Below are 17,885 nucleotides of genomic sequence, written 5' to 3' on the forward strand. Positions count from 1 at the left end.
TAATTGGATTTTTATCTCGCCCTTTTCTGTAAATCAGCAATAGGCATACTAATCAGTCTTCCAATCGGTTGTTTCCCGCGATAAGTGATTACACGTAACATACTGGCATCTTTTGGCACCTGTAGTGCGGCTGTGTATTTCGGGTAAAAGCGGTCGGGAGTAGAGTTGTCAAAGCTGTAATAAATGTCTAAACCGTCTATTTCCGGGGTTAATTCAACCATTAATTGTTTGTCGGCACTGCGTTTTACCGTAAAAATCGGATCGTAAATGGCAGGTGAATATTTAATCTCTGCAAAATCTAATCTTTTGAAATGCTGTTGTGTACGATCAACAAAATTGGTCCAGTTTTTCTTTTCAATCGGACTCCATATGGATTCAGCAATAGCAAATGCACGTGGATAAACCATATATTCTACCTGGCGGAAGGTAAATACCTGCTCTGTCCAAAGATTGGCCTGTGCACCAATAACATATTGTGCGTTTACGCCCGCCGGAACAGGATTAAACTGATAGGCTTTATTTAACCTGAGCGAAGCATATACTTTTGGCTCAGTAATGGCATCAGCCTGCATATAATCTAAATAGGCAAAATCAGTCGGGCTCATTACCACATTGTGTTTTTCGTTGGCCGCCTCAATACCATATTTCATCCCTCTCCAGCTCATTACGGCTGCTGTTGGCGATACACCTCCTTCAAGAATTTCGTCCCAACCCATAAACTTTTTGCCTTTTGAAATGACAATTTGCTCTACCCGTTTTTCAAAATAGGCCTGTACCTGAGGTATGGTTTTTAAACCTTCGCGTTGCATTAAAGCTTTAACCTGGTCATTCTTTTCCCAGAAATTATGCGGGGCTTCGTCGCCACCCATATGAATGTATTCGAAAGGAAAAAGTTTAGCCACCTGGGTAAGTACCGAGTCTAAGAATACATAAACTTTCTCGTTTGCCGGGCAAAGGGTATTATCAACCAAAGCTGTTGGCGGCGCACCACGGCTCCAATCCATTATTTTCTCACCTGAGCGAACTTTATAATTAACGGCGTCAGGCGTGCACGATAATTCCGGGTAAGAGGCGATAACAGCTAAACTATGGCCCGGAACATCGATTTCCGGTAATATGTTTACAAAACGTTCTTGTGCATACTGAACAAGCTCTTTAATATCTTCCTGGGTATAAAAACCACCATAAGTGCGGGGCTCATCAGCGGCAGGGGGGATAAAATCGCCGAAAGTTCCGGTTTTTTTAACACTCCAGGCACCTATTTCGGTTAATTTAGGCAAGCCTTTAATTTCAATTCTCCAACCTTCATCATCTACAAGGTGTAAGTGCAGGAGGTTAAATTTATAGCGTACCATATCGTCGATAAACTGCTTTACCTCCTGTTTAGTGAAAAAGTGACGGGCAACATCGAACATTAAACCCCTCCAGCCCAATTTTGGATAATCTATGACATCAACACAAGGTGCTTTCCATTTGATGCCGCTTACCTGTTCTTTACTTTCTATCTCGGCCGGGAAAAGCTGAAGTAGCGATTGGACACCATAAAAAATACCTGCAGGCTGATTGGCAGTGATGACCACCTGGGTTGGATTAACATTTAATTTGTAACCTTCTTTACCCAGTTGCGCATCTTCCTGCGTGTTTAAGATCAGTTTGATGGTAGGATGGCTCGAATTGCTTACGGTGCTTACAAATTTGCCTGTAGCTGTAGTAATCCGGTCAGAAAGATATGCGATTGATTGTTTTAGTTCTCCACTTTTAAGCGTTTGGATCGTTACATTTTCAGGCAAGGTGAAAGTACCTGCCTTTTTCATTAAAGATACTGGCTCTGGTATAATGGCAATTGGTGTTGGTGCCACTGCGCTTTCAGCATCGCCGATTTCCGTTTCTGTAACAATAGATTGAGCGAAAGTATTGGCTGCGAAAAAACAGCAGGAGATAATCAGGAATAATTTTTTCATTAAAATAATTAAAACGGGTTAACCGGATAAGTATAATCCGCAATTTATTAAAAAAGATTTTAATTGGAGGTATTTGTGCGAAGGGAAATGTGCTGGAAGCCAAGCGCAGGGCGCATAGCGTTTGGAGTTGGATAAAATCGTGATTGAATTTAGGGTATTACTGGAGATAGTCAGTCTGAGCGGAAGACTTAACTACAAAATTTACATAAAGTTATCATCTGCGAAGATCTTTTTGATCTGCGGGAATAGTCATTTTGCCCCGATTTTTAAAAAGATTGTCCTTTGACAAGCTACCATTGACATAGTTCGATAGAAAGGTCGTCATTGCGAGGAACGAAGCAATCTTACAACGATCGCTACCTGCACATTTAGATTGCTTCCCCGAAAGGTCGGGACGGGCTGTCGGCTGAAAAGCCTTCTCGCAATGACGATTTCTCGTAAACTACAAAAACTGTGTTAACCATGCCCTGGCTTTCTCATCATCAGTAAAAGATTTAATCGGGATAGGTGGGTTTTGAAATTTAAACAGGATTTTCATAATCAATTGTGCTAAACCAGGTTTCGACACCATGGCCATCGCGGTATAAATCTGAGGCAACTGCTCAGTAGAAAACTTTCGTGTTTCTTTGTCCGGAACAGGAGAATTTTTTAAGTAAATTAACAATGGAACCTTTTTGTTATTGGTGATTTTCTTCACCAGCGCCACATTGGCCGAAATATTTTCTACCGTACGTAAAATACTTTTACTGTATGAAATCAGTATCCCATCATCTGTCAATAAATAATCGGCAATTTCGCCTTCGATAAGTTGTTTGTCGCTGTCGTTTTCCATTTATTACCCCCTTAAATGATAGCCTTTTGGTTTGGTAAAAGCCCTTAAGCCCTGATGGGATAGGGTCGCGCCTATGCCCGAATATTTTCTTCCGCTCCAGGGTAGGGCTGCACTTACCCGATCGCAGCAATTCCAGTAACCCGAACCGGCATCTAACTGAGCCAGTATTTTTTCGGCCCTTTCCTGGCTGGCAGTATAAACCGATGCTGTTAAACCATAATCTGTATCTTTCATCATCTTTAAAGCTTCGGTATCATCTTTCACTTTCATGATGCCGATAATTGGTCCGAAACTTTCTTCCTGCATCACCAGCATATCATTGGTAACACCCGTTAACACGGTTGGTTCAAAATAATAACCCTTTCCCTCAACGGCTTTACCGCCTGTTAATAATTTTGCGCCTTTATTTAAGGCATCTTTAACCTGATTTTCCAATACCGAAATCTGTTCTTTCCGTGTTAGGGCACCAATGTACACGCCCTCGGTGGTGGGTAGGCCGGTTTTCCAGCTTTTAACTTCGGTAACGAAAGCGTTTAAATAATCATCGTAGTTTTTCTCCTGCACATAAATACGTTCTACAGCACAGCAGCTTTGTCCGTTATTGTAAAAAGCACCATCGGCAGTACCAATAGCTGCCGCAGCAACATCGGTTACATCGTCGGCAATGTACAATGGATCTTTTCCGCCTAATTCCAATTGACAGGGAACCATTTTTGCAGCTACTTTTTCATAAATCAATTTCCCTGTTTTGTAGGAGCCCGTGAAGAAATAGCCACTAAAATTCATGTTTAATAAAGCTGCTCCTGTTTCTTTAGCGCCAATCGCGATATGGAAGACATCATCAGGTACACCTGCTTTTTTTAATAACTTTTCAATCTCGATTCCGGTTAAAGTAGCATATTCTGATGGTTTGTACATTACGGTATTGCCACTGAGTAAAGCCGGAATGAATACATTTACACCAACCAGATAAGGGTAATTCCATGCTGAGATATTACAAACTACACCCAATGGTTCGTATTTAATGATCTCTTTGATCCCTGGTTCATCTGTCATTATTTCATCGGCCAGGTATTTTTCGGCATTGGCCAACATCCATTTGATGCGGGCCCTTGCGCCATTAATTTCGTTGCGCGATTGTTGTAGTGGTTTACCCACTTCGGAGGTTAACACTGAGGCGAGCTTTTCTATTTCGGCTTCCAGTAAATCACTAAAATGAGTGATCACAGCAATCCTTTCCTGAAGGGTTTTCCCTGCCCATTGTGGCTGTGCTTTTTGTAAAGCATCAAATTTTAGCTGAAGTGTGGATAAATTATCCTCTTCTAAACTGGTGATGATTTCTGCTGTTGCTGGGTTGATGATTTGCATCTTTTATGTGATTTGCAGATTAAAGTGATTACACAGAATTAACTTTAATTTATTTGTTTTGGATCTTGAAATCCAATAATCCGTTAAGCCTAATTGAATTTATAAATGCATCGTGTATGTTTTTGCTAAAGGCGCCCTGCTGGTTTTTTAACCTTTCGGGATGCCATTGTACAAATAACAAAAAGGATTTTCCTTCAGGTTCCATCCGCTCCATGGCTTCAGTAACACCATCTGGCGAGATTGCACTCACCACCAGGCCTTTCCCTATTTTATCGGTGCTTTGGTGGTGGTTACTATTTACTAAGCCTTTATCGGTATTTACGATCTGGTTTAGCCAGGAGGAAGGATTGACCAGAATTTCATGATAGCGGTCTGATTTATCGTGCATTTTTGAATGATCAAATTTTCCCCAGGTTGGAATATCAGGGATCAGAGTTCCGCCAAAAAATACATTGCCTACCTGCATGCCGCGGCAAATGCCCAAAACGGGAACAGCATGGGCTTCAGTATAGGTTAAAACCTTAAACTCAAACTCATCACGTTTCTCATCAATATCGTCCTCATAACAGTAAGGATAATATTCGGGATGGTTGTAAAAGCGGGGGTGAATGTCTTCTCCTCCGGTTAAAACAATACCGTCACATTTTTTGATTTCTTCGAAATTGTTGAGCTTGTACCCGAGCTGGATTACCTCTACACTTTTGTTGTAGGATAAAACCCAATCGCGATAGATGTCGAATTTGCTACAGTCAGTAACCCCAATTATTATTTTATCAGACATATTAATTAATTACACTGATTTATCTTCTTTTTCCTTCGGAATGATTACACCGATTCTTTTAATCCTGATCTATAGTGCAGTTAAATACAATTGTTTAAAATCTGCTCTGCTTACCGGTTTAGGGTTGTTCGGATGTGCAAAATCTGCAAAGGCTAAATCGGCAAGTGTTTCGATGTGTTCATTTTTAACGCCAATATCACTCAATTTATGCGGAATATTCACCTTTGTATTTAAATCGAACAGATATTTTACAACAGCTTCGCCATTTTCATCTTTAAGGTCTAACGTACGGGCAATTTTTTTAAAACGGTCTTCAAAACCTGCAATATTAAACTGCATGCCGTAAGGAATATTCACTGCATTGGCCAAACCATGATGGGTATCTAACAATGACGAAAGCGGATGCGCCAGTGAATGCACGACGCCCAAACCTTTTTGAAAGGCGATTGCACCCATCATCGAAGCCATTAACATTTTACTGCGGCTCTCTAAATCAGGATTGTTGGTTGCCCGTTCCAAAGCATCTTTAATCAATGAAATGCCCTCCAGTGCGATTCCATCACACATGGGGTGGAAATTTTTGGCCAGATAAGCTTCCATGTTATGCGTCAGCGCATCCATACCTGTTGCGGCAGTGATAAAAGGCGGTAAATCCATGGTTAACTCCGGGTCTGCAAATACAATCTGCGCCATTAATTTTGGCGAGAACAGGATTTTTTTCTGATGGGTTTCATCATCGGCAATAATGGCACTGCGGCCTACCTCGCTTCCGGTACCCGACGTGGTTGGAATGGTGATGAAATGTGGAACATCGTTCGTTACATAAATATCGCCACCAATTAAATCATCGTATTTAAATAAGTCTTCGCGGTGGTTAACACGAAGTACAATTGCACGGGCAACATCTAAAGCGGCACCACCGCCAATCCCAATAATACTATCGCGGTTGGTGGCATCCCAAACTTCGGTGCCTTTGTAAACATCGCTCTTTACCGGGTTTTTGTGGATGTCGCTAAAAACTTCTACAGCAATACCCTTTGCATCTAAATCTTCAACAATTCTTTTGAAAAACGGAAGTTGTGCGATGGTAGTGTCGGTAACAATTAATGGCGCCTTTAAATTGTGCTTGCTTAAATAGGCCGGTAATTCTTTTACCGCCCCTGCACCAAAACGGATGGTTGTAGGAAAATTAAACTGATGGATTTTATCAAATATCATGATACTTATTTTTTACAGTCTTAGGTAACTAAGGTTATTTTTTATAATTTATTTTGGCCACCTGAGCACACCTAAAGGTGAGTTGTTATTTTACGTTTATTAAAAAACAAATATTTACAGTTAGCTGAGGTGTTCTAAGGTGACTTAAGTGGTCAACATTCTAGCATGTTTTTATTTGTTTTACCACCTTAGCCACCTGAGTTCATCTAGGGCTAGGTGTGTTAATCTGTTTTGATTCTGAATCAAGTTACCAATCACAGATTTTAAAAAAAAAGGTCGTCATTCCCGTGCATGCGGGAATCTTAATGCAACCTACAAAACCTGCCAAGGCATTAGGATTCCCAATCAAGTTGGGAATGACGGTGACCCGTATTCTCTCATCTTTAATCATTGTTTTTTCTATAAATTTGATTTTTCAGCATGAACACTTTAGGCTAAATAATCTCTAAATACCTTTTCAGCTCCCAATCGGTTACCACTTTGGCATATTGTTTACATTCCCATTCACGGGTCATGGTAAAATGATCAACGAAATCTTTGCCCAATAATGTTGCGGCTAAGTCAGAATTTTTCATCTTTTGTGTCGCCTCGAATAAATTTCGCGATAACACGCCATTCGATAGATCTATATATCCATTTCCCTTCGTGGCGGTTTGGTTCAATTTAAGCTTGTTTTTAACGCCATACATTCCGGCAGCTAAACAAGCTGAAAGTGCCAGATACGGATTGGTATCAGAACCTACGATCCGGGTTTCTAAACGAGAAGCCTTTTTGCTCCCCGGTAGTGCGCGTAAGGCGGTTGTGCGGTTATCAATCCCCCAGGTTACTGTAGTGGGTGCCCATGCACCTTCAACTAAACGTTTGTAACTGTTTATGGTAGGGGCAATCATTGGTAACAGGTATGGGAGACAGTGCAGCTGACCAGCGATATAACTTTTCATTGTTTCGCTCATTTGATCTGCATCTTTTTCATCGTAGAATAAGTTGGTTTTTTTGTTCGCATCCCACAAGCTTTGGTGCACATGACCACTGCATCCTGGTAAATTTTCACTTATTTTAGCCATAAATGTGGCGAGGATGCCATGTTTATAAGCGATTTCTTTTACGGCGGTTTTAAATAATATCGCCTGATCGGCAGCTTGTAAAGCCGGAGCATATTTGATGGCTGCTTCGTAAACCCCCGGTCCGGTTTCAGTATGTAAACCTTCAATTGGGATATCGAATTTGTTCAGCAGATCGAACAGATCGCTCATAAATTCGTTTCGGTAGGTGCTCCTCAAAATGGAATAACCAAACATACCCGGACTTAAAGGTTTTAAATTGGCAAAACCTTTCTCGTGGATGCTTTCTGGTGTTTCCGAAAAATTAAACCATTCAAATTCTTGTGCAAACAAGGGAGAGAAGCCTTCGTTTTCACATTCGGTAATCACTTTTTTTAGCAACTGCCTCGGACATACAGCATTTGGTTGATCCTGATCGTTAATAAAATCGCCCAAAAAGAAGGGTACCTCATTTTCCCAGGGAATTTTTCGGAAGGTAGTCAGGTCGATTTTAACCTGTGCATCGGGATAGCCAGTATGCCAGCCTGTATATTTTCCGTTTTCGTAAGCCACATCACCCGCATCCCAACCAAAGGTAACGTCGCAAAAACCCAGGCGGCCTTCAACCAGTGATGCAAATTTTTCGGCAGCTACATATTTTCCCCTTAAAATACCGTCGATATCGGCAATCGCTAATTTTACTTTTCCAGAGGGGTGATTTTTAACGTAATCCAGAATTTCTTTGCTCGTACTCATTAATCTGCCTTTTTAAAGATTTTGTATAGAAGAAATATGCCTAAAACAATGCCCGAATAAATTAAACCTAATTTAAGATTATAAATCAGCATTGCGATGAAAGAAACGCATGAAATAATCAGGGCAATGATGGGAAACAACGGATAAACAGGGGTTTTGAAAGGTCTTGCCATTTCAGGTTTATTTTTCCGCAGTACCATAACCGAAATCATCGAAATAATATATAAGGTTAATGCGCCAAAAACAGAAATGATAATAATTTCTGCAGTTTTACCTGATAAAAGCGCAATGATACCAATTACCATATTGCCAATTAATGCATTTGCAGGGGTTTGAAATTTTGGCGAGATTTTACCTAAAATAGCCGGAATGCTTTTCACCCGTCCCATCTCGTAAGTAGAGCGTCCAGCAGCCAAAACCAAGCCATGGAAGGAGGCCACCAGGCCAAATAAGCCCACAGTAATCAGTAAGTGATACATCAGGTGATTATCGCCTGTGATCATCGAAAGGGCAAGTGGTAAAGGTGAATCAGAAGTTTCGCCCGATTTACCATTTTTATATACAATGGCTTCCCAACCACCAATACCAATGGTGGAGATAAAAACAAGTACACATAAAACAACCAACGTAAATATGCCCCAGCCAAAACCTTTACTGATATCGCGCTGTGGATTTTTGGTTTCTTCGGCTACATTTGCAACGCCTTCTATACCCAGGAAAAACCAGATGGCAAATGGAATAGCCGCAAAAACACCACTCCAGCCATTTGGGAAATTATTGTGGATCAGGTTTTCTGCATGGAATTTAGGTAGGGTAATTCCAGAGAATAAAAGCAGTTCGCCAACGGCCAAAACGGTAATAATCACTTCGAACGAAGCAGCAGCTTTTACGCCATATACATTTAGGGCAGTAAAGATAAAGTAGACCGCAATTGCACTGGTGAGTATGGGGACCTGTGGAAAGAAAGCATTAAAATAAGCCCCAATGGCAAAGGCAATGGCAGGTGGTGCAAATATAAACTCGACCATTTGAGCTATACCTGCAATAAAACCGATGTTTTTACCCAGTGCGGTATTGGCATAATCGAAAACACCACCGGCTTTTGGTATCGCACAGGCCAGTTCGGCATAGCTGAAACTAAAGGTAACATACATTACCATAATGGCAACCGTAGCGATGGCCATACCCAGTGTGCCGCCCTTTTCAAGACCTAAGTTCCAACCGAAATACATCCCCGAAATCACATATCCTACACCAAGTCCCCACAGCATAAAGGGCGTAAGGGTTTTCTTTAAGCTATCTTTTTGTTCCATTGACAGGATGATAAGATTAAAATAGGTTTATATTAATTGCTCGAAAATGATAAACTATTAGCTTCGGTATCTGGTGTTTAAAGTAGTAATTATTTTCGAATCATTTTACTACCACTGGCAATTGCTGTAATAATTTATTGTTATTTTTTTGCAGCGCTTTTAAGCGTTTACCAGTTTTGTTATATTGCATAACCAAACAATATTTTTATGCACGAAAACGCTCTCCAGCCATCTGCAAATTTTAAAAAGATGGCGGCCAAGTCTGTACAGGCTATTTGGCTATTTGTATTAACCTACCTTATATTAGTTTCTGCAGCCGTTGGTTTAACGGTACTTTCTGCAATTGCAGGCCTTATGCTAATTGCAGCCAAACCAATGTTTCTTACGATTATGCTGGGTGGCGGCTTGATCTGCTTTGGTGTGTTAATTTTAATTTTCCTGGTAAAGTTTATATTCAAGATTAACAAAATAGACCGTTCTCATTTAACGCAGGTTACAAAAGCAGAACAGCCTGAGCTTTTTAAAATGATTGATGAAATTGTGGCTGAAGTAGGTACTGATTTTCCTAAAAAGGTTTACTTTTCGTCTGAAGTTAATGCATCTGTATTTTATGATTCCAGTTTCTGGAGCATGTTTCTTCCGGTAAGAAAAAACCTGCATATTGGCTTAGGGCTTATGAATACCATATCAATTGATGAGCTAAAGGCGATTCTTGCGCATGAGTTTGGTCATTTTTCACAAAAAAGTATGCGTACCGGGAGTTATGTGTACAATGTTAATCAAGTAATCTATAATACACTCTACGAAAACGAAGGTTATGGTAATTTTGCACAAAAGTTAGCGGGTATAAGTAATTACTTCGCCATTTTTGTTGTTTTAGCTGGTAAGATAATTAGTGGAATCCAGTTCATCTTAAAGAAGATTTATGATGTTGTTAACCTGAATCATTTGGCACTCTCCAGAGAAATGGAATTCCATGCGGATACAGTGGCTGCAAGTGTTGCTGGCTCTGATGCTTTAATTACAGCTCTTCACCGCTTACACCTCGCCGACCATTCTTTAAACAACGTGTTTAATTATTATAACGATAAAATAAAGGATAAGGAAAAAACCAATAACATTTTTCCGCAGCAAAAATTTGTAATGGATTTTTATGCCGGTCTTCAACATATCAAAACAGAACACAATCTTCCAATCGTATCAGATGAACATTACAACAAATTCAACAAAAGTAAACTCGTTCTGAAAGATCAATGGTCTTCACATCCAAGTACAGCAGATCGTGTAGCACATCTCCGACAATTGAATTTCCCGTTGAAGAGTTATGGGGCCGGTATAGCAATAGATTTATTGGTGAATAAAGATGCGGTTCTTGAAGAGGTCACAAAAAAACTCTTCGATGCAATAGATTATGGTGATTCTCCTATAGTTTCAGACGCAGGCAAGTTTGAAGAAGATTTTTTTGAAAATCAGCGGGAAAATGCTTTTCATCAGTTATACAATGGCTATTTTGATTTCAGAAATCCGCTAAATGAGCTGGGTTCAGATGCCTTTGAAAAACCGGAATTCTCCATTCAGCTACAGGCCAGTGATTTTTTTAGTGATGAAAATTTAAGTTTGATATATCTTCAGGATGGTATTAACGACGATTTAAATATACTAAAACAGATCGAGGATAAGACTTTTGAAGTTAAAACCTTTGATTATGACGGACAAAGGTACACACAAGAGGATTGTTCGGAATTGATTAAACGTTTAGAAAGTGAATCTAAAGAATTGGATGATCAGTTGAAAAAATTAGATCAACGGATTTTTGAATATTATTTATGCCTTGCCTACGAACAAGGACGAAATGAGGAATTTGTAAATTTTTACGGTCATTACAAAACCATTCATTCACTTTTAGAAAGTCAGACTAAATGCCATAATAAAATCAGTGAGGTTACTTCCTTTATGCATATGCGCACGGCTGTTGAAACCATTGAACAACAGATGTATCTGGTTAAGGATGAAGAAATAATCTTTAAAGAAGAATTTTTAAAGTTACTGACAAACCCTTTATATGATGAACAGATCTCTGTGGAAGAGAAAGAACTGATTGAAAAATTTATGGCCTCAGATTATAAGTATTTTGCAGGCGGCAGCTATTTTAATTTCCAGGTAGACGAACTTTTTGAATCGATCCAGTTATTTGCAAAGATTATTAACGTTACAAATTTTAAATCAAAAAAGAAATTGCTTGATTTTCAGGTCGAATTAGAAAATATGAATCTGAGCAAAACTGATAAGCTACTCGTGGGCTAATCTATGCTTAAATAAAAAAGCCAGTAATTAATTTTACTGGCTTAAATGCTTATTCCGAATCGCGGTTCTTATTCGCAATCTGGCTGTCTCTCGTATTTTTCTGCACCGTAATGGCGCCAAACAGCGAGAGTAAAAAGGCAAAGGCATAAAATCCTTTTTCGCTGGGCAGCAGCGTAGCATTCCACAAACCAATTACCAGTAAGGTGATGGTTAATAGGGTAGAAAACCAACTGATACCATAATAAATTTCAGTAACCGGAATTCCTTCCAATTTATCGCGAACAGCTTTTTGTAATGAGATTACGGCGAAAAGGCCAAACATCAATACGGTAAAATAATATCCTTTTTCATTGAGAAGCATATCAGAACGCCACAGGCCTACAATAAAGCCGATCATTCCGATACCTAATGCAAGCCAGGCAGCAGCCACGAATGCATTCGATGGTTTTTGATTCATTGTTTTGAGATTTAATTTAATTCAATAGACAACGCTAAAGATTGGCAAAAGGTATAAAAATTAAAAGATAGTATTTTAAATTATTTTGGAAAACGAACACCTTACCATGTAATGAACCAAACAAAATCCAGGTCTTTTGCATTGTAGCTGTATAATCTTATCTTAGTTATATGCGAACATTGCTTACCTCTGCCCAAATGCGCAGTGCCGATCAGTTTACCATTGCCAATAAACCCATTGCCTCTATCGATCTGATGGAAAAGGCTGCGCGTGCTTTTGTTCAGCATTTTTTAAGAAACGAGTTCGATACTAATAAAAGTGTTGCCATTTTTTGCGGTAAGGGAAATAATGGTGGAGATGGATTGGCGATTGCCCACTTGCTTATTGCCAACGGATATGAGAATATAAAAGTTTACATCATCAATTTCAGTAAAAAACAAAGCGACGATTTTGCCATCAACCTGCAACGGATTGAGGAAACACGCTGCAAAAAAACAATCATTAACCAGGCTTCTGATTTAAAGAATCTGAAAGCCGATTTAATTATCGATGCCATTTTAGGCTCTGGTTTAAATAAACCTTTAAGCGGCGAATTTGAACAGCTGGTACAGGCCATTAACAAGCTGAATAAAAAAGTATATGCAGTTGATGTACCCACCGGTTTTTTTGCCGAAGGTAAGCTGCCTAAAGATTACAATGGTATAAAAGCCTATAAAACAATTTGTTTCCAACGGCCGAAGATTAATTTTTTCTTCCCTGAGTCGGCCCTGGCAACTGAAAAATATGAGGTAGTTGATATTGATCTGAATGAGGCTTTTATCCAAAAACAGGATTCCGATTTTTATTTGGTGGAAGAAAGTGATATCGAAAACATCCTGCAGCCCCGAAAATTGTTTAGCCATAAAGGCACCTATGGCCACTCACTAATCATCGCAGGAAATACCAATACCATGGGCGCGGCTTTGCTTTCTTCGATGGCCTGTTTGCACGCGGGTGCCGGATTAACTACGGCCTGCATCCCACCAAGTGGATTAATCGCTTTAAATACCTCCTTGCCAGAAGTTATGGCGCTGCCAAGAGATGAATATACGAGGATAGAAAACCCAAAGAAATATCAGGCAATCGCTATTGGTCCGGGTTTAGCTACCGGATCTGAAAATGAAAAACTGCTCGAAAGCCTGATTTTGGCCAACCAGGCCATGATCATCGATGCAGATGCTTTAAATATTTTGGGCGAACGGCCCGATCTCATCGATAAGCTGGCCGCAAATACCATTATCACCCCACACATGAAAGAGTTCGATCGCTTATTCGGTGAACACGACAGCTGGTGGGATAGGGTGCAAACAGCACAAGAACAAGCCCAAAAGCTTAAGATGGTGATCGTACTTAAAAATCAATATACTTTTATCTGCCTGCCAACGGGCAAGGTGCTCATCAATCCCAATGGTAATCCGGCAATGGCGCAAGGGGGAATGGGTGATATTCTTACTGGTATTATTGCAGGCTTTATTGCGCAGCAATATTCAGCTACAGATGCTGCTGTTTTAGCTTGCTACATCCATGGAAAAGCAGGCGATTATTTAGCGCACGAACACTTTGTAGTTACCGCCTCACAGGTTGCTGAGAGGGTGTCAAAAGAAATTAAATTGCTCATTTTCAAATAGTTTTGCCGTGTAGTTAACCACAATTGTGGAAAAAAAAGCGGAAATAATCTACTATGCTTCTAGTTTATAATTTATAGCTTAAAGGAATTTAAAATAACAGATATCTTAAAAACGGAAAACTAATTATTATGGCACAAAAAGAGTATACGCTGAATGAATTAATTCAGGAATCGGCAGAAAACCCAAATGAAAACGATTTTTTCGAATTAGAAAAACCCGCCATGCTGGAGGTAAATCTAAAAAATCAAAAAATATTGGCTAAAGCGGGTTCGATGGTGGCTTACATTGGAAATATAGACTTTAAAAGAGAAGGACTATTGAGCAAAGGTTTAGGCGGTTTATTAAAAAAAGCCATATCTGGTGAAGGGACTTCGCTGATGCACGCCACGGGTACCGGTAAATTATATCTGGCCGATGAAGGCAAAAAAGTAAAGATCATCAAACTCCAAAATGAAGCCGTTTTTGTAAACGGTAATGATGTGCTGGCTTTAGAAGACAGTATCAAAAACGAAATAAAAATGCTCAAAAGCATTGCCGGTATGATGAGCGGTGGTTTATTTCAGGTTAAATTATCAGGTAGCGGTTATATTGCCATTACCACCCATGGCGAACCTATTTTATTAAGGGTTACGGGTAATCAACCGGTGTATACCGATCCTAATGCTACAGTGGCCTGGTCTGAAAACTTAACACCAAACATTAAAACCAATTTAACTTTTGGTTCTTTTATTGGAAGAGGCAGTGGCGAATCTTTCCAATTAGAGTTTTTTGGTGAGGGATGGGTATTGGTACAACCTTACGAAGAGGTGAAGTACGCGGCGAAATCTTAATATAGTAGCATTGTCATTCCCAACTTGATTGGAATCGTAATGCAATAGCTTTAAGATTCCCGCCTGCGCGGGAATGACGATATGCTGCTTGCAAAAAAAAAATCCCAGCATTTATAAATGCTGGGATTTAATATTTTGATTAAATAATTTCTACTTAAACACCACCCATTACGGTAAGTTTATCCATTGTTGGATTAACACTTCCGCCCATAGGCTCTATTGTTACTGCAAATGCCTGTGCTTCCTGAATGGCCTGCATTTTTACCAATGCCTCATTATTGGTCGAATCAGTTTTGCCAAATACACCTAAACTTACCGGTTTTCCGTTCACCAAAGCCCATAACTGATATTGATGTGCTGCATCGGTTTTTGGTAAATCCATGGCCACGTAGTTAATCAGCACACTTTTATCTTTCTTGTTCCAGTAAACTTTCATTTTCGAGGTTGGGCTAAAAGCCTGACCAGCCATTCTGATGGTTGCCCATTCTTTACTATCGGCCATTGCAGCCATATTACCTAAGCCCTGGTTTTCAAACTCTAACTTGCTCACTACGCCAGCAAATTTTTGTTTATCCAGGCTTAAACTCGCAATTTGATCATGTGCGGCATTTAACTTGTTGTAGGTAATAAACAATGCTGCGGTACTAACTACCAATAAAGCTATACAGGCAACTAAGGCGTAACGCAAAGTTCTTACTTTGGCATCACTTCCATCTAAACGTATAATTCTTGGTTCTTCTGTATAAATTGGTTCGGGTTGAACATTCACCTGCTCTTCAACTTCACTTAAGCCCAACTTTTCGAATAATCTTGTTTCTACATCTGCAGATGGTTCTACAGCATTTTGCATAGCATATTGTTCCATAGCTTGCTCAATAGCAGCTATTTCATCTCTTACCTCAGGGTGTTGAGATGCCATTTCCTCAACCTGCAACGCTTCTTCAGGTGATAAATCACCTAAAACGTACAGTTCAAGTACTCCAGATTCGATATATGCTTTTAAATTTTCCACGCTCAATTAAAATTCCTTCTCAATTCAATAATAGCCAAACGGATCCGGGTTTTCACCGTACCTAATGGCAGATCTAACTTTTCTGCGGCTTCCACATGGGTGAAACCCTTGTAATAAACTAAATCAAGAACTGCTTGTAAATCCGGTTTAAGGTTGTCTACAAGTTGCTTAACTCCAAGGATATCAGGATTAAACGTAACCTTGTTTTGTTCATCAACGAAACTTACGTTATTTTCTATATCTTGGTTTTTGAGTGAATTCTTAAAATCTTTAGAACGTAGTTTATCGATTGATAAATTGCGGGCAATGTTCATCATCCACGTAAACAAACGTCCTTTGGTATTGTCATAGTGTGCAGCAGACTGCCAAATTTTTACAAAAGTTTCTTGTAGTACATCTTCAGCAAGCTCAGTGTGTGTGATAATCCGCGAAATAACGCCATAAAGCGCTGACGAATACATGCTGTACAGTGTTTTTAGAACCGCGGGATCTTTCGATTGCAGTGCTTGAACAAGTTCAGGCTCAGTTAGGGTTAATTTTTTTAATGCAGTCACTATGGGTTACTAAGATACAATACAGAACAGTAAAAGCAAAAAAATGTTTTATAAATGCATTCCGTTAAGGAATATGTTATTCTATTAATATTTTAAACCGCTGATAAAGTGACTGAATCGATAACGTTTAACTATTTTTAACAGCTAGGTATGGGTATATAGTTTTAATTTAGCATAAACGAAAAACTATAACTCTTTATGAAAACTGCTCTTAAATCTACAGCAATTATTGCGCTCCTACTTTTTAGCTTACCTATGTTTGCCCAAAAGAAAGGCAATACGTTAAGTGAAGAAGATATGTTAAGCAATTTTGGTAAACAAGGGGCTTTCGTGTTAAAAGGTAAAGCGAAAAATTTAAAGGATAAATTTTTCGAATTTGCCATTACAGGCTATCTTCACAATAATGAAAGCTATTTCGTAGATTTTAATAAAGATGGATCATTTGAAAAATCATTCCCAATTATTAACAGCCAGCAACTTTATCTTTATTTAAATGATGATGCTATAACCATTACTGTTGCCGATGGCGATACGGTTTTATTAAACTGGGATGAAAAGAACTTTAAAACCTCCTTTAGTTTAAATTCAAATAAGGCCATTAGAACAGCGACTTTAAAAACTGAGTGGGGTATCTATAATAATTTTAGAGTACCAGAAACGGAGTTGAGAAATCGTTTGTATAAAGAGCGTGAAACTTTGTCTGAGCAAGCAAAATTTGATCTGCTGAATAATATGTACAATAAAAAAGTAAAGTTTATTTTATCAAAAGATACAACCAACGCTACAAGCAGTTCTACATCATATTTGCTTTCTAACAACTATTTTTCATATGCATCCTGGCTTAGAGATGCTAAGCTATTGGGTCGGTTTTCTCTTAATATGGCCGAAGATGGTACTTATAAACTGCCAATGATTGAAGGCAATATAAACGGAAAGGCTTCAAAGTTTTTAAAGTATGGGATTCTGGATGATCGCGATAATTATAAAATCTGTAACGAAAGATATTTTATAGATCTGCCGGAGTACAGGGCGTTTATGTTCAACTACATTCGTTTTGCCTCTCCAATTGATAGATATGTAAGAGAAACCCAAAAAAGCAGTCCAACTAATTTTAGTTTTAAAGATTATTATATCGCCAAAGCAGCTTTTCAATCAACACTAATTGAAGATTGGTTTATTACGAGCTGTATTATGTTTGGATTTGATCATTATTCATTTCTAAATGTAGAAGAAGTGTATAATTTTTATCTTCCGCAAGCAAAAACGCCCTATTTTAAAAAGACCTTAGAAGAAAAATACCATTTGGCCAAAAATTTAAAACCCGGCTTACAAGCGCCTAATTTTTCATTGCTTAATGATAAAGGAAAAACCGTTTCGCTAAGCGATTTTAAAGGTAAAGTTGTGTATATCGATTTTTGGGGAGTGGGTTGCGGACCTTGCATTTATGATATTGAAAACTATGAAGCAAAACTGCATGAGGGTTATCAAGATAAAGATGTTGTTTTTATAAATATCTGTGTAGATAGTGGAGAGAAAGCCTGGAAAAATGCAATTAAGCAGTACAAGCTAACTGGCGTAAACTTAATAGCCGAAGGTTGGGTCAAAAACCCGGTTTGTAAAACTTATGGGGTTAACGGGATTCCACATTACGTAATTATTAATAAAGACGGTACTATGGCGAATAATAATGCACCACGGATGGATCAGCTATCAGGAAATATTGGTAATAATGAACTCGATGCTGCGCTCAGAAAAAACTAAGAAGATTTTAATATTCAGTAAAGTGACTTAA

The 17,885-nt window shown here is 39.0% G+C and carries 14 protein-coding genes; 4 read left to right on the top strand and 10 right to left on the bottom strand.

Annotation, left to right across the window (positions count from 1 at the left end; translation table 11 throughout):
• Positions 1-11 precede the first annotated feature (11 nt).
• The 7 genes from AC04QZ_RS13965 to eat all read right to left on the bottom strand — a co-directional run bounded on the left by AC04QZ_RS13965 (position 12) and on the right by eat (position 9,269).
• Positions 12-1,961, bottom strand: coding sequence for a beta-N-acetylhexosaminidase (locus tag AC04QZ_RS13965; protein WP_478358248.1), 1,950 nt, complete (start codon positions 1,959-1,961; stop codon positions 12-14).
• A 442-nt stretch (positions 1,962-2,403) separates the two neighbouring features.
• Positions 2,404-2,793 carry a SpoIIAA family protein gene (locus AC04QZ_RS13970; RefSeq protein ID WP_086549102.1) on the bottom strand — a complete coding sequence of 130 codons (390 nt, stop codon included), beginning with the start codon at positions 2,791-2,793 and terminating at the stop codon, positions 2,404-2,406.
• Between the two features lie 3 nt (positions 2,794-2,796).
• On the bottom strand, positions 2,797-4,161 hold the full coding sequence (locus AC04QZ_RS13975) for an aldehyde dehydrogenase family protein (protein ID WP_478358249.1): 1,365 nt from the start codon (positions 4,159-4,161) through the stop codon (positions 2,797-2,799).
• A gap of 49 nt (positions 4,162-4,210) precedes the next feature.
• Positions 4,211-4,942: a gamma-glutamyl-gamma-aminobutyrate hydrolase family protein gene (locus tag AC04QZ_RS13980; protein WP_478358250.1), complete on the bottom strand. Its 732-nt coding sequence runs from the start codon at positions 4,940-4,942 to the stop codon at positions 4,211-4,213.
• A 69-nt stretch (positions 4,943-5,011) separates the two neighbouring features.
• A complete protein-coding gene (locus AC04QZ_RS13985) occupies positions 5,012-6,160 on the bottom strand; it encodes an iron-containing alcohol dehydrogenase (RefSeq protein WP_478358251.1) in 1,149 nt (382 codons plus the stop codon).
• A gap of 434 nt (positions 6,161-6,594) precedes the next feature.
• Positions 6,595-7,956: a glutamine synthetase family protein gene (locus AC04QZ_RS13990; RefSeq protein WP_478358252.1), complete on the bottom strand. Its 1,362-nt coding sequence runs from the start codon at positions 7,954-7,956 to the stop codon at positions 6,595-6,597.
• On the bottom strand, positions 7,956-9,269 hold the full coding sequence (gene eat, locus AC04QZ_RS13995) for an ethanolamine permease (protein WP_478358253.1): 1,314 nt from the start codon (positions 9,267-9,269) through the stop codon (positions 7,956-7,958). Before eat ends, AC04QZ_RS13990 begins: the two co-directional genes overlap by 1 nt.
• Before the next feature lie 207 nt (positions 9,270-9,476).
• Between eat and AC04QZ_RS14000 the strand changes: the two genes are divergently transcribed.
• Positions 9,477-11,573 carry a M48 family metalloprotease gene (locus tag AC04QZ_RS14000; RefSeq protein WP_478358254.1) on the top strand — a complete coding sequence of 699 codons (2,097 nt, stop codon included), beginning with the start codon at positions 9,477-9,479 and terminating at the stop codon, positions 11,571-11,573.
• 49 nt (positions 11,574-11,622) lie between these two features.
• On the opposite strand, the gene yiaA is transcribed toward AC04QZ_RS14000, so the two are convergent.
• Positions 11,623-12,030, bottom strand: a complete 408-nt coding sequence (gene yiaA / locus AC04QZ_RS14005; RefSeq protein WP_086549109.1) for an inner membrane protein YiaA — start codon at positions 12,028-12,030, stop codon at positions 11,623-11,625.
• 170 nt (positions 12,031-12,200) lie between these two features.
• Here yiaA and AC04QZ_RS14010 point away from each other — a divergent pair, with 170 nt between their 5' ends.
• Positions 12,201-13,697, top strand: coding sequence for an NAD(P)H-hydrate dehydratase (locus AC04QZ_RS14010; protein WP_478358255.1), 1,497 nt, complete (start codon positions 12,201-12,203; stop codon positions 13,695-13,697).
• Positions 13,698-13,825: 128 nt separating this feature from the next.
• Positions 13,826-14,527, top strand: a complete 702-nt coding sequence (locus AC04QZ_RS14015) for an AIM24 family protein (protein ID WP_478358256.1) — start codon at positions 13,826-13,828, stop codon at positions 14,525-14,527.
• 154 nt (positions 14,528-14,681) lie between these two features.
• Here the strand turns inward: AC04QZ_RS14015 and AC04QZ_RS14020 are convergent, their stop codons facing one another.
• Both AC04QZ_RS14020 and AC04QZ_RS14025 read right to left on the bottom strand, forming a co-directional pair.
• The gene (locus tag AC04QZ_RS14020) at positions 14,682-15,539 is read right to left on the bottom strand and encodes an anti-sigma factor (protein WP_478358257.1); all 858 of its coding nucleotides are present in this window, start codon (positions 15,537-15,539) and stop codon (positions 14,682-14,684) included.
• 2 nt (positions 15,540-15,541) lie between these two features.
• Positions 15,542-16,093 carry an RNA polymerase sigma factor gene (locus tag AC04QZ_RS14025; protein ID WP_057931209.1) on the bottom strand — a complete coding sequence of 184 codons (552 nt, stop codon included), beginning with the start codon at positions 16,091-16,093 and terminating at the stop codon, positions 15,542-15,544.
• A 198-nt stretch (positions 16,094-16,291) separates the two neighbouring features.
• On the opposite strand from AC04QZ_RS14025, the gene AC04QZ_RS14030 reads away from it, so the two are divergent.
• Positions 16,292-17,854, top strand: a complete 1,563-nt coding sequence (locus AC04QZ_RS14030; protein WP_478358258.1) for a TlpA family protein disulfide reductase — start codon at positions 16,292-16,294, stop codon at positions 17,852-17,854.
• Positions 17,855-17,885: the final 31 nt, after the last annotated feature.

The organism is Pedobacter folensis (genome assembly GCF_056490665.1).